This window comes from Pseudomonas sp. HY2-MNA-CIBAN-0224 (assembly GCF_040310285.1).
GTDB lineage: Bacteria > Pseudomonadota > Gammaproteobacteria > Pseudomonadales > Pseudomonadaceae > Aquipseudomonas > Aquipseudomonas helleri.
Genome location: NZ_JBEOPQ010000047.1, coordinates 16,084 through 28,810 on the forward strand (window position 1 = coordinate 16,084; position 12,727 = coordinate 28,810).

Consider the following 12,727-nt stretch of genomic DNA (forward strand, 5'->3'; position numbering starts at 1 on the left):
GCGCTCAATGTTCGAGTTGAATTAAATGCGGGTCATAAACACCCATGAACAACTCTATTTTCAATCGTGTCAAACCGTCAGTTATCCAAGGGGTTGACTGTCAGAAGCGATGTGCGAAATATCCTAAGAAGTAGTGGTTTAGCATTTTTTAGAAAGGATGGCCGATGCCGTGACTAATGGCTTATTGCCTCTTTTTCAGTGGCAAAAAAGTTATCGGCAGGGTGGGTAAAAGATTCACGTCAATGAGTGACCGGTCGTCGGGCGTCTTTGCACGGTCATGCTCACGTGCGACTGAGTTCATCGTGTGCTCCTCTGCGTAGTCTTCCTGTTTGGGGTCTGACAGGGGTACAAGGGAGTGTGCTTCTCACGATGCAAAATGAAGGTAGGAATTTTCTGAAAAGTTGAAATTTCTTTTCGGCAGGCGTGTGCGAAGTGGGCAGTAACGAGAGGGCTCGCGAAGCACGTCAAGCGAGCCTCGCGAGCCTGTACCTCCTGCATCAGATTGCCGTGACGTCCTCCAGTTGCGGCTCGGCAGCCGCAGGGCTGGCCACGTCGTCATGGCGGCGGATGTACTTCCAGTCATCCTCGTCGATATAGATCCCGTTAGGCCCGCTGCCGCCTTCCAGGTCGATAGCCACATGGGCACAGACCTGCGGCTTCACACTCGCCAGAATCGGCACAAAGCCCAACTGCAAACTGGTTTCCAGCAGCGCGGTCTGGTTTCTCTCATCGATGTCTGCCGCTTCGTCGAGGTAATACGGCAAGCGGATGCGCCCGGCCAGGTCGCGATCCATCAAGTGCAGCAACAAATACATGTTGGTCAGCGCTTTGATGGTCATGGTCGTACCGTTGGACGCGGCGCCGTCGATGTCGGTGTGAATCACCGGCTGGCCGTTGACCTTGGTGATCTCGAATGCCAGCTCAAACAGATCCTTGAGGCCCAACTGGTTATGGTTGGCCGCCACCAGACGCGCCAGGTATTCCTTGGCTTCTTCGTTCTTGTTGTCTTGCTCGGCGCTTTGGCTGAGGTCAAACACCGACAAGGTTTCGCCTTCTTCGTATTGCCCGGCGCTGTGGATAATCTGGTCGATGTGCTTGAGCGCCTCTTTGTTCGGTGCCAGCACAATCCGGAAGCTCTGCAGGTTCGAGACCTGACGCTTGTTGATCTCGCGATTGAACAGCGCCAGTTGGTGCTCAAGGCTGTCGTAGTCACTGCGAATGTTGCGCAGGGTCCGGGCGATGTCCGTCACGGCAGCCCGGCGCGCCTTGCCCAAGGTCAGGGCTTCTTCGCTGCGGTGCGCATAGGCGTTGATCAACAGTTGCAGGCGGCGCTCCATGTCGTCTTCGCTGTCGAACTTGGCCACGCCTTTCAAGCGTACCTGCGCGTACAGCGCTTCGATCTGCCCGTCGCAGCGCAGCAGGCCTTGCCACGTGTCCTGGTAGTCATTGAGCAACGGCAGCAGGTTGTCCATGGAGTCGTCGACCGGGTCCATGAACGGTGTACCGAACGGCAAGTCGGTCGGCAACAACTGGCGCCGACGCAAGCTGTCATCGAGGGTGCGCTGCTTGGCTTCCATGTCGCCGATTTGCCGACCGACCAATTGCAGCTTGGCCGACAGGTGCTGCACGCGCTCGGTGAAGGCATCGCTGGAGCGCTTCAATTCATCTTGCGCGGCTTCGGCCTGGGCTAACTGCTCCAGTTTTTCGCCTTCTTCGGCGCCCAGGGTTTGCGCACGACGGAAGTCTTCCAGCGCCTTCTGCGCGTCCAGCACTTGCTGGTACAGCGACTCGGCTTCGGACTTGCTCGCCGCCCGGTCCGAGGTAACCGCCTGCTGGGTTTTCAGTTGCTTGAGTTCTTTTTCCAGACGCTCTTTCTGGTCGCGCAAGGCGGCGCGATCCGCCAGCGCTTGCAGGGCGGGTGGCTCGATATGGCTGAGGTCGATGGACAAACCCGGCGCTTCAAAGCGTTCACCTTTAAAGCCATCGAGGATCGCCTCCAGGGATTTGACCCAGGCGTCGCCGTCATCCAGCGCAATCCCTTGCTCGCCCAGCGGCAGGCTGAACAGGGCGCTGTTGAACAGGCGCATCAGGCGCTCAACATCATGTTGCGAGAATTCTTCGCGCAGGCGGGCGTAGCTGTTGTTGTCGGCGTGGTCGAGCTGCTGCTTGACCGACTTGAGGCGTTTTTCCAGATCGCGCAGACGTTCGTCCAGGTCTTCGGCACTGAACTGGCGTGACTGCGCCAAGGCACCGGCCAACTCGTCGTGGGCGTCTTTGGCGGCCAGCAGTTGCTGCTCCAGCACCTTCACGTCGTCCACCAGCGCAAAACGGTGCTTGAGCACCGACAACTCGCCCAACCAGCGCTGAATACCGGTGATCTCACGCTCCAGACGCATCAGCTCCTGAGTGCTGCTGCGCTGGTCGTTTTGCAGAGCATCTTGTTCGTTGCGGTAGTGCTCGGACTGAATCAGTAACTCTTCCTTGCGCGCCCCGGCGTAGTCTTGCCAGGTGCCGAGCAGCGAGTCGAGCAGCGGCGACAGGCGATGCAGCTTGCCGCGCAGCAGATCGCGCTGGCGGACACCGGCGGCCAACGATTCGACCAATGGCCCGGCACCGACCAGCGCGTTGTAATCCTGCTCCATGCGTCGCACATCGCGGAAGGCTTCTTCGCACGCGGCGATGTAGTCCACGCTGCCGGAGCGCAGGCTGTGTTCGAACGCATCGAGAAACAATTGCTTGAGTTTGGCGGCCGTAATTTCGCGCATGTGCAGCAGGTTGATAAACAGCGCGCGGAAGGTTTTCAGGCTTTGCTCACTGGTGGAGCGCAGCGGGATCAGTGTTAGGTCCAGCGGGATCGACGTGTGCCCGCCGACCAACAAACGGCGCAGCTCATCAGGTTTGAGTTCGTAGGCTTTCAGGCCGTTGCGCTCAAGGTTGCTGAATAGCTCTTTTTGCCGTAGGCAGGTGTCTTCTTTCTGGTAATGGGCCAGGTCGAGCTTGCCGGCATAGGCGAAAAACTGGTGACCGAAACCGCCACCGGGGCCGCGTCCGACCACGCCAATCACATGGGGGCCGTGGGGCAACGACACTTCGACGAGGATGTAGCTGGTGTCGGAAGCGAAGTAAAAGCGCCGCGATTGTTCGAGGCTGTACTTGCCGAAGCTCATGTCTGACATGCGCGCCAGAATCGGGAACTGCAAGGCGTTGATCGAGGCTGATTTACCGAGGTTGTTGGCCCCGTACACCGACAGCGGATGCTCCAGCGGGAACAATCCCAGGCTGTAACCGGCAGTATTCAGCAGGGCGAAGCGGCGTATTCCGTAGCGTTCCTGGCTCATGCGTCCAACTCCTGTTGCTCATCGGCAATGGCGCGGGCCAGTGCCGCGTCTTCGTCTTCTTCCTCAACCTCGGTTTCATCGTCAACCAGCACCGGTGTCGGCAGCGGCAAGATGCTGTGCAGGCTGGCGGCCAGATCGCGGTCTTGCTGCACTGACAAACACACATCAAGAAAGCGATGCATCGGCGGCAGAAAACGGTAAACGCCGTTGTCTTCGCTGGCAAAGCCGAGCTGGGTCATGCGGCGCATGATCTTCTCTTCCAGCTCGTCCTGGGTGGTGACTTCGGCCTGCACAAACAGGTCGCGGTATTTTTCCAGCAGCGCGGGCAGTTCATCACGGCCCAGGCTGCCGCCATCGAGCACGGCAATCGGATCGCGGCCCTGATCGGCCAAATGCTCGACGAGGATAAACGTGAACAACGCCAGGCGTTGCGCGGTCTTGTTGACCTGCGCCGAGGCAATGGCGGTGTCGGGCACGAAATAATAAAAACCACGGGTGTCACACACCAGTTCAAAGCCAAGGGCCTTGAACAGGGCGCGGTACTGGTCCTGAAAATTCGATAGTTGCGCGTACAGCTCCGGGTCGCGACGGCTCACGTGATAACCCTTGAACAGCTCACGAAAGATCGGCGCCAGATGGGACAGTTCAGACAGATCAAGATGCATGGAGAGGGCTCGCAGAAGTCTCGCTCGCGTCATCGCTGCGTGAAAGCAGGGCGAAGGAGCGCAGGCTGACCAGATGTTCGTGGGTGTGGTAATCGCGGCGCTCAAGGCGTTCGCGCACGAAACGTTTTTCGCGCGACAGGCGCGAGAACCAGTACAGCAATTCGTCGGTGTCGCCGTTGGGCTCTTGGGCCAGTAGCCAGCTCATTAAATCGGGCATCGGCAGCGCGTCGCTGCAGCGGTCGAGCATTTCCTTGACCGTGCGCGGAGCCTTGGGCGTTTCACCGCGATGGGCTTTGTGGGCTTTAGGAAAACGTGCCGGCTTGGGCTCGAAACGGGCCAGCGCGTACACATAGGCTTCCACCTGGCTGGCGCTGCCCAAAAAGGTGCTTTGCGGGCGGGTGAACATTGGCATCGCCGCTTGCGGCACCGCGTCCAGCCCTTTGCGGCGTATGGCCGCCAGCGCCAGCGCGGCGCCACGGGTAACTGCGTTGTGGCGTCGTGCCTCTTCTCGCAGTGGCAACAGCAGCTCGCGGGCATGGCGCAAGGTGAGCTGGGCGCTGGTTTGCATCTCAAGGATCCGCGCATGGGTGCGCAGCAGCATGTCGTCGTCCACCAGGTGGCCAAGGCGTTGCTGCTCGCTGAGCATGCGCAGCAGTACATTCTCGACTTTACGTACGCCTTGTTCGAAGGCGCCGTCAGCGTTCACCAGTTGGATCATCGGTTCGACGTATTCGTCCCACGTCGCCAGCACCTCGGCGTAACGCTGGCGCAGCGGGATCTGCCGGTCGCTGGTCTTGGCCCGCTCGGCCACGGCCACCAGGGCCTGTTCGTCATTGGCGAGCTTCTTCAAGACATCGCGCACACGCATGTCGAGCAAACGCAGCTGGCGCGCCAGATCGTTGCCATCACGAATATCGAACGCGTCCTGAATGTAACCGGCCAGGCGCTCCAGATGGCGCAGGTAGGCTTCGATTTCCAGGCACAGCCCGAGGCGGTGTTCGCGGCGCAGATACGCAAGAAAGTCGTGGATTTGGGCGTTCAGCTCAAAGCGATTCGGGCTCTTGGCCACCGGCACCAGAATGTCCAGGCGGATCCAGCTGTCGAGCACGTTGGTGATGTCTTGCGGTGTGCTGTCCAGTTGCTGGGCAGCCAGTTGCAGGCGCAACTCGCTCAGGCTCAAAGTGCCTTGGTCGAAGTGTTCACACAAAGGCTCAAGGAGTGCCCAGTGTTCGGCGAGGGCACGTAAAACGCGCTTGGGTTCGATCATGGGAGGGCCGGTCGATTGCCAATGAAAGGTCGCGATTGTACTGCAACACGGGTTTGAGTCATTACTTGGCGATCAGAGGCGGGCGAGAAGGGCAGAAGGGCGGTAGAATCGCTACTCTTTAGTTATCCACAGATGGCCGACCCTTGTTGAACGAGTCCCGCCGCCGCGCTTATTTGACTGCCATGCAAGTGGTCAGTTGGGTACCGCGCACAGAGCTGCCGTTTGCCGCCCCTTCGCGGCCCGAACTGCTGGTGCTCCCCGAACCGCCTGCCGCACCTGAAGTCATCCGGCCTGTGGTCAAGCCTGCGGCTGCGCCGAGCAAGCCCGCTGAACGGCCTAAAATCGAAGTGCCACGGCCATCGGTCACCCCGCGACCTGCCAGCAAACCGGTGGTGGAAGCCGAATCGGCCCCGGCGCCGGTAAAAGCCGCCGCGGTGGCACCGCCGCGTTTTGCCTTGCAGTTGCTGCGGGCGGGGCGTTGCCTGGTGCTGGTGGAGTTACCCACAGGCGGCGCATTCCAGAGCCGCGACCCGGCTTATTTATTGTTAAAAGATATGTTGCGAGCTGCCGGTTTGCCCGACAGCCCGCAAATCGTTGGCGAGCCAGTACGGTGGCCGCTGCTCAGGCGCGGCAATGTCGACCAGGGCCCAGAGGCCGCGCGTCAGTTTGTGCAGGGTTTTGTCATGGCCCGCCTTGAAGACGCCGAATGCGCCTGCTTGTGGCTGATCGGCCTGCCGGCTGTGCGTTTTGCCAGCGAAGCGAACGCTGAAGCCTTTAATACCGAACTTGAAATCGAAGGGCTGGGTAGCGCATGGGCGCTGCCGGGCCTGGAACTCTTAATGGAAGAGCCGCACCGCAAAGCGGATGTGTGGCAAGCCATGCGCAGGCTGATGTCGCGCTGGAAACAAAACGATGAGTGACGCAGTAACCTTCCGCCCGATGACCGAAGCGGACCTTGATGCGGTTTTAAAAGTTGAATACGCGGCGTTCACCCACCCGTGGACCCGTGGGATCTTTCTCGACGGTTTGGGCAAATACCACATCTGGTTGATGTTCGAAGGCGAGCAACAAGTGGGGCACGGCGTGGTGCAAATCATTCTGGATGAAGCGCACCTGCTCAACATCACCGTCAAGCCAGAAAACCAGGGCCGTGGCCTGGGGCTCAAATTGCTTGAGCACCTGATGTCTATTGCCTACCAGCATGAAGCCCGTGAATGCTTCCTCGAACTGCGTGACAGCAACATCGCGGCCTTCAAGCTGTACGAGCGCTACGGCTTCAACGAAATCGGCCGCCGCCGCGACTACTACCCAGCCGTGGGCGGGCGTGAAGACGCGGTGGTCATGGCCTGTACGTTGGTTGACTGATTAAACCCGTAGGAGCTGTCGCAGGCTGCGATTCTTTGATGTTAAAGACCAAAAGATCGCAGCCTGCGGCATCTCCTACTGAGGACTTAGCGCTTACGCCCCACCGGATCAATATCCGCCAGCTCCGCTTCATCCAGCCCTTTGCCAGCGCCGATGTCGTCTTCATCGACCACGCTCAGTTCCCAATCCGCCGCGTCATCCTTACCTTCTGCTGCTTCTTTGGCATCGCGGGCGCCGTCTTCACGGATGAGCATCTCCTGCTCCAGATCATCGTCGTCAAAACCGCCGTCCAGATCTTCATCGGGCAATGCGCCGCCGCTCAGCCCGGCCTTGCGCGCAGGCTTACCGGCCACGTGCAGGGCGCGCTCTTCGTCGGTAAACAGATCGCTGATGCTCTCGTGATCCTCATCATCATCCTCAAAGTTCAACGGCTCAACCGAGCCCGAACGGTCTTCGAGGTCATCAATTTCTGCAGGTTGTTCTGCTCCATACGGGCGACGTGAATCAGACATGGTCTTTCCTCATACTGTGGCTGCTTACTACGATGGACTGTAGCCACGGTTTAAGATTCCACCCAACGGACCGGCGGATTAAAGCGCAGATTAACGTGACCCCGACCAGCGGTCCGCAGTCATAGTTTGCGCATCAACTCTCGAGGGTTTCCCGCATGAACGAACTACAAGATCTGATTGATAACAACGAGCGCTGGGCCGATGCGATCAAGCAGGAGGATCCTGATTTCTTCGCCAAGTTGGCCCGCCAGCAAACGCCGGAATACCTGTGGATTGGTTGTTCGGATGCCCGCGTACCGGCCAATGAGATCGTCGGCATGCTGCCCGGTGACCTGTTTGTGCACCGTAACGTGGCCAACGTCGTGCTGCACACCGACCTCAATTGCTTGTCAGTGATCCAGTACGCAGTGGATGTATTGAAGGTCAAACATATTCTGGTCACCGGCCACTACGGCTGTGGCGGGGTGCGTGCATCGATGCAGAACCAGCAATATGGGCTGATTGACGGCTGGTTGCGCTCGATTCGCGACCTGTACTACGAAAACCGCGAAGTGTTGGCAAAACTGCCCACTGAAGAAGAGCGTGTTGACCGTCTGTGTGAGTTGAACGTCATCCAGCAAGTGGCCAACGTCGGGCACACCAACATTGTGCAAAACGCCTGGCATCGCGGGCAAAAGCTCTCGGTCCACGGCTGCATCTACGGCATTAAAGACGGCCGCTGGAAAAGCCTCGACACCACCATCAGTGGTCTGGACCAACTGCCACCGCAATACCGCCTGCGCCCGCTAACCCCGATATAACACCGCTCCCCTGTAGGAGCGAGCTTGCTCGCGATCTTTTGACCTTCCAAAAGACCGCAAGACAAGCTCGCGTCTACCGCTAAGGCATCACGGGCGCGACGTACACCAACGTCGTACCCAACGCCCACAGCAGCACCAGTACCAGCGGTGTATGCACCAGTAACTGCACAAATGAAAAGCCGATCAAGTCACGCGCCTTCAGTCCCAGCACGCCCAGTAGCGGCAGCATGTAGAACGGGTTGATCAGGTTCGGCAAGGCTTCGGCCGCGTTGTAGATCTGTACCGCCCAGCCTAGGTGGTATTGCAGGTCATTGGCGACTTGCATCACGTACGGCGCCTCAATAATCCATTTGCCGCCGCCCGACGGAATAAAGAAGCCCAAGATCGCCGAGTACACGCCCATCAGCACCGCGTAGGTGTCATGGGAGGCGATTTGTACGAAGAAGGTCGAGATGTGATGCGCCAGGGTTTGCCCGTCCACGCCTTTGACCACGGTCATCAGCGCTGCAATCGAGCCGTACAGCGGGAACTGGATCATCACCCCGGTGGTGGTCGGCACGGCGCTGGCCACGGCATTCAGAAAGCTGCGCGGGCGCCAGTGCAGCAGGGCGCCGAGCATCAGGAACAAAAAGTTGTAGGTGTTCAGGCCCGAAATGGCGCTGATCGCAGGTTTGGTCGAAAACTCGTGATACAACCAGCCGGCGGCCAACAGCACCAGCAAGATCGTCAGCAGCGGGCTGTATTCCAGCCATTCGCCGGGCCGCGTACGCGGTGGCAATTTTGGCGTGTTGAAACTCGGGTCAACCCCACACGCAGCGGCATCGCGGGCCGAATCCGGGCCCGGCGCCGTGGCGTACGCGACGATCAACGACACCACCACCAGCGCTGCCAGCAACACGCCGGACTGCCACAAAAAGATGGTCTCCGTGAACGGGATCACCCCGGTGATCGCCAGAATCGACGGCGGCAAGCTGGCCGGGTTGGCCTGCAACTGCGCCGCCGACGACGACAAGCCCAGCGCCCACACCGCGCCCAGCCCCAGGTAGGCAGCAGCCCCGGCTGCGCGATAGTCCATGCGCAAGTTGGTGCGCCTGGCCAGGGCGCGCACCAGCAGCCCGCCAAACACCAGCGACAAGCCCCAGTTGAGCAACGAAGCAACCATTGAAATCAACGCCACCCAGCACACGGCCTGGCGACCGTTTTTCGGCACCTTGGCGAGTTTGTCGATCAACTTCACTGCGGGTGGCGAACTGGCGACCACGTAACCACCAATCACCACGAATGCCATTTGCATGGTGAAGGGGATCAGGCTCCAGAACCCGTCACCAAACGCCATCGCGGCATCGGTGGGTTTGGCGCCCATCATCAGAGTGGCGAGCGCCACGACAATCACCGCAACGGCGGCAAACACCCAGGAATCGGGGAACCAGCGTTCGGCAAAGTTTGAGCAGCGCAGGGCAAAGCGGGCAGAGCGACTGTCGGTCATCTCAGCGGCCATGGGGGATACCTCGTCTTTCTTATGATTATTGGATGCCCAATCTCACTGCGAGCCCTCAGGCTCGCGGTTTACAGCTGGGCTGGTGGGTACAGTAAATGAATTTCGGCGGCTTTCCGATAGTCTGACCTTTGAACTCTGCCTCAGCGTCTACAGTCATTGCTTGTAAGCGGCACGCCTGTCGCTTGATAACGACCTGACAACATGGAGTTGAAAATGAAAGAGCACACGTGTGATTGTCCGAGTTGTAACTGCAAAGTCGGTAGCCACGGCATCGAGCGCGATGGCAAGCACTACTGCTGCCAGGCGTGTGCCGACCATCACCCCAAAGGCCAGGCGTGCAGCACCTCCAGCGGCTGCCACTGCGGCGATAAAGCCAAGTAACGTGTAAAGCCTGCGCGCGCAGCCACGCGCTGCGCGCTCTCATGAAAGACACTTGCCTTTCTTTGGCGGTGTAAGTGTGCGTAAGAAAAGTGCTCGCTGTGCGAGCTGAACGTCATCCAGCAAGTGGCCAACGTCGGGCACACCAACATTGTGCAAAACGCCTGGCATCGCGGGCAAAAGCTCTCGGTTCACGGTTGCATCTACGGCATTAAAGACGCCCGCTGGAAAAGCCTCGATACCACCATCAGTGGTCTGGACCAACTGCCACCGCAATACCGCCTGCTCCCGGTAAAACCTGTTTAAACCGTTACACATGCAAGTGGGAGCCGGCTTGCCAGCGATAGTATCAACTCGGTTTTTCTGAGCGATCGAGTCGCCTGAATCGCTGGTAAACCAGCTCCCACAATCGCGTTACAGTACCCATGGCAAGCAGCCGGTTTGTTCAGCTTTTTCAGCACATGACCGCTCGTCAGGAAGCCTTTAGAAACGCAGGCGAAAGCCGATGCCTCTATCACGCGCTTCCTATCTCTTGGTATCCCCCATGTTTAACAAACGCTTGAAACAGGAGCTGTCAGCTCTTCGCGAAGAACTGTCCTCAATTCAGCAAATCAAAGACAGCCTGGAGAGCGAAATGCTCTGCATGAGCCTGGACCCTGATGGGCGGGTCGAGTCGGTCAATGGCAACTTCACTCACGACATGAACTACTCGGGCAGCCAGCTCCTGGGGCGGCATATTGATGAGTTGGTGCCGGCTCATTTAAAGCATGACGAGCATCATCTGCGTTTTAAAAATGCCATGAACCGTGGTGAGCATTACAGCGGTACCGTGCGTTTGCTCCGGGGCAATGGGCAGGAAGCCTGGCTGCGCTCAATCATGCAGCCGGTGCGCAACTCCAGCGGTCAGATTATGCGCATCTCGATTTTTTCCAGCGACCTGACTCGCACCATAGAAGCCTCGCGTGACCACGAAAACCTGATGGACGCGCTGATGCGTTCAACCGCCGTTATCGAGTTCAATCTCAAGGGTGAAGTGCTCACGGCCAACGACCGTTTCCTGCGGGGCATGGGTTACTCGCTGGCGCAGATTCAGGGTCGGCATCATCGTATGTTCTGTACCTCCCAAGAGCAGAGCAGCGCTGAATATGAAGTCTTCTGGAAGCGCTTGAACGCGGGGGAGTTTGTTGCCGATCGTTTTAAGCGTATTGATAGCCAGGGGCGTGAAGTCTGGCTTGAGGCTTCCTACAACCCGGTGCGCGACGCCAATGACAACCTTTATAAAGTGGTGAAATTCGCCACCGTCATCACCGACCAAGTGCAGCAGGAGCAAGCCGTGTCCGAGGCGGCGGGGATTGCCTACAGCACCTCGTTGCACACCGACAACAGCGCTCAACGCGGGACCATCGTCGTGACACAAGCGGTCGATGTGATGCGTGAGCTGGCCAAGCACATGCAGCAAGCAGGCGATGGCATCGAAGCACTGAACGATCAGTCGCAGGTCATTGGCAGCATCGTCAAAACCATCAGCGCGATTGCCGAGCAAACCAACTTGCTGGCGCTTAACGCCGCGATTGAAGCCGCCCGCGCGGGTGAGCAAGGGCGCGGCTTTGCCGTGGTGGCCGATGAAGTGCGCCAACTGGCTTCGCGCACCAGCAAGGCCACCGAAGAAATCATCTCTGTGGTGCGTAAGAACCAAGACATGGCAAGCCATGCCGTGGCGTTGATTGCCGACGGCAAACGGCAAGCCGAAGAGGGCCTGTCTCTGGCCGCGGAAGCCGGCACGGTGATTGTCGAAATTCAGGATGGCGCGAAAAAGGTAGTAGATGTCGTAGGGCGATTTGCTAATCAGCTATCAGCCTAAGACTTGATCTACGTAGGGCGTGGGCCAACAAAAATAACCCTTTGGTGTCCGAAAAGTCGCTGGTGAGGCGTAAACTCCAGGCTTTCCTGAAGGAGTTTCTATGAGTCTTTACCAGCCCGGCATCCTCGCCAAACCCGTGCCGCCGCAGGCGCGCTATATGTTTTTCGCCCTCAAGTCTGTAGAAGCACTGCCGGCTGCACTCGACACCTTGTCGCAGTGGGTAGACGGCAAAAGCGTGGTAGCAGGCTTGGGTTCACCGCTGGTACTGGCCTTGGGCGCAAAAGTGCCGGGGCTGCGCGTCTTCCCCGCACTCAATGCCGTGGTGGAAAACCCGTCGACCCAACACGCCCTGTGGCTGTGGTTGTGGGGGGATGATCGTGGCGAGTTGTTGCACCGCAGCCAGGCCATTGAAACGGCGCTGGCGCCTGCGCTCAACCTGCTGCAAGTGACCGAAGGCTTCCTCTACAACACCGACCGCGACCTCACCGGCTATGAAGACGGCACCGAGAACCCGGTGGACGAAGCAGCCGTAGACGCGGCCATCGTCACCAATGCAGGTCCGGGGCTGGACGGCGGCGTGTTTGTTGCCGTGCAACAGTGGCAACACGACCTCAATGGCTTTGCCGCCCGCCCGCAGGCCGAACAGGACAACATGATTGGCCGCCGCAAAAGCGACAACGAAGAACTGGACGACGCGCCGGAATCGGCCCACGTCAAACGCACCGCACAAGAAAGCTTCTCGCCTGAGGCCTTCACCGTGCGCCGCTCCATGCCCTGGATTGAAAACGGCAAATCGGGGCTGATGTTCGTCTCGTTCAGCCGCACCTTGAACGCCTTTGAAGTTCAGCTGCGACGTATGAGCGGCATGGAAGACGGCATCGTCGACGCCCTCTACAGCTTCAGCCGCCCGTTGAACGGTGGTTACTACTGGTGCCCGCCGCTTAAAGACGGCCGCCTGGACCTGAGTGCACTTCTGCCTTCCTAAGCCCGTGATCGCTGGCGAGGGCCGCAGTCTTGCGCCACTCGTCAGTGACTGTAACGTT

Annotated in this window: 10 protein-coding genes and 3 pseudogenes; 8 read left to right on the top strand and 5 right to left on the bottom strand. The window is 59.0% G+C overall.

The window, feature by feature from the left end; translation table 11 throughout:
* Nucleotides 1-497 precede the first annotated feature (497 nt).
* Genes mksF through mksB form a run of 3 tightly spaced genes read right to left on the bottom strand, consistent with a single transcriptional unit; the run spans nucleotide 498 to nucleotide 5,270 of the window.
* Nucleotides 498-3,338: an Mks condensin complex protein MksF gene (mksF, locus tag AAEZ03_RS18810; protein WP_350580650.1), complete on the bottom strand. Its 2,841-nt coding sequence runs from the start codon at nucleotides 3,336-3,338 to the stop codon at nucleotides 498-500.
* Complete coding sequence (gene mksE / locus AAEZ03_RS18815; RefSeq protein ID WP_123749572.1) at nucleotides 3,335-4,003, bottom strand: Mks condensin complex protein MksE; 669 nt, start codon at nucleotides 4,001-4,003, stop codon at nucleotides 3,335-3,337. Before mksE ends, mksF begins: the two co-directional genes overlap by 4 nt.
* A complete protein-coding gene (gene mksB / locus AAEZ03_RS18820; RefSeq protein ID WP_048368440.1) occupies nucleotides 3,993-5,270 on the bottom strand; it encodes an Mks condensin complex protein MksB in 1,278 nt (425 codons plus the stop codon). Before mksB ends, mksE begins: the two co-directional genes overlap by 11 nt.
* A 143-nt stretch (nucleotides 5,271-5,413) precedes the next feature.
* Between mksB and AAEZ03_RS18825 the strand changes: the two genes are divergently transcribed.
* Together AAEZ03_RS18825 and rimI are read left to right on the top strand one after the other, a co-directional pair.
* Nucleotides 5,414-6,190: an SPOR domain-containing protein gene (locus AAEZ03_RS18825; protein ID WP_350580652.1), complete on the top strand. Its 777-nt coding sequence runs from the start codon at nucleotides 5,414-5,416 to the stop codon at nucleotides 6,188-6,190.
* Complete coding sequence (gene rimI / locus AAEZ03_RS18830) at nucleotides 6,183-6,635, top strand: ribosomal protein S18-alanine N-acetyltransferase (protein WP_350580655.1); 453 nt, start codon at nucleotides 6,183-6,185, stop codon at nucleotides 6,633-6,635. The genes AAEZ03_RS18825 and rimI overlap by 8 nt, the downstream gene beginning before the upstream one ends.
* An 86-nt stretch (nucleotides 6,636-6,721) precedes the next feature.
* On the opposite strand, the gene AAEZ03_RS18835 is transcribed toward rimI, so the two are convergent.
* Complete coding sequence (locus AAEZ03_RS18835) at nucleotides 6,722-7,147, bottom strand: serine kinase/phosphatase (RefSeq protein ID WP_278938161.1); 426 nt, start codon at nucleotides 7,145-7,147, stop codon at nucleotides 6,722-6,724.
* A gap of 155 nt (nucleotides 7,148-7,302) precedes the next feature.
* On the opposite strand from AAEZ03_RS18835, the gene can reads away from it, so the two are divergent.
* Entirely contained in the window at nucleotides 7,303-7,947 is a 645-nt protein-coding gene (gene can / locus AAEZ03_RS18840; protein WP_123749575.1) for a carbonate dehydratase, read from the top strand.
* A 79-nt stretch (nucleotides 7,948-8,026) separates the two neighbouring features.
* On the opposite strand, the gene AAEZ03_RS18845 is transcribed toward can, so the two are convergent.
* On the bottom strand, nucleotides 8,027-9,445 hold the full coding sequence (locus tag AAEZ03_RS18845; RefSeq protein ID WP_350580659.1) for a short-chain fatty acid transporter: 1,419 nt from the start codon (nucleotides 9,443-9,445) through the stop codon (nucleotides 8,027-8,029).
* Nucleotides 9,446-9,658: 213 nt separating this feature from the next.
* On the opposite strand from AAEZ03_RS18845, the gene AAEZ03_RS18850 reads away from it, so the two are divergent.
* From AAEZ03_RS18850 to AAEZ03_RS18865, 5 genes and pseudogenes are all read left to right on the top strand, one after another.
* Complete coding sequence (locus AAEZ03_RS18850) at nucleotides 9,659-9,826, top strand: metallothionein (RefSeq protein ID WP_048368434.1); 168 nt, start codon at nucleotides 9,659-9,661, stop codon at nucleotides 9,824-9,826.
* 96 nt (nucleotides 9,827-9,922) lie between these two features.
* Nucleotides 9,923-10,129: pseudogene (locus AAEZ03_RS18855) on the top strand (carbonic anhydrase); the annotation flags it as partial.
* A gap of 337 nt (nucleotides 10,130-10,466) precedes the next feature.
* Nucleotides 10,467-11,144, top strand: a pseudogene (locus AAEZ03_RS29290) (PAS domain-containing protein); the annotation flags it as partial.
* 111 nt (nucleotides 11,145-11,255) lie between these two features.
* Nucleotides 11,256-11,684, top strand: a pseudogene (locus AAEZ03_RS29295) (methyl-accepting chemotaxis protein); the annotation flags it as partial.
* 100 nt (nucleotides 11,685-11,784) lie between these two features.
* Nucleotides 11,785-12,669 (top strand): Dyp-type peroxidase, encoded by an 885-nt coding sequence (locus AAEZ03_RS18865; RefSeq protein WP_350580664.1) that lies wholly within the window; start codon nucleotides 11,785-11,787, stop codon nucleotides 12,667-12,669.
* The last annotated feature ends 58 nt before the right edge of the window (nucleotides 12,670-12,727 follow it).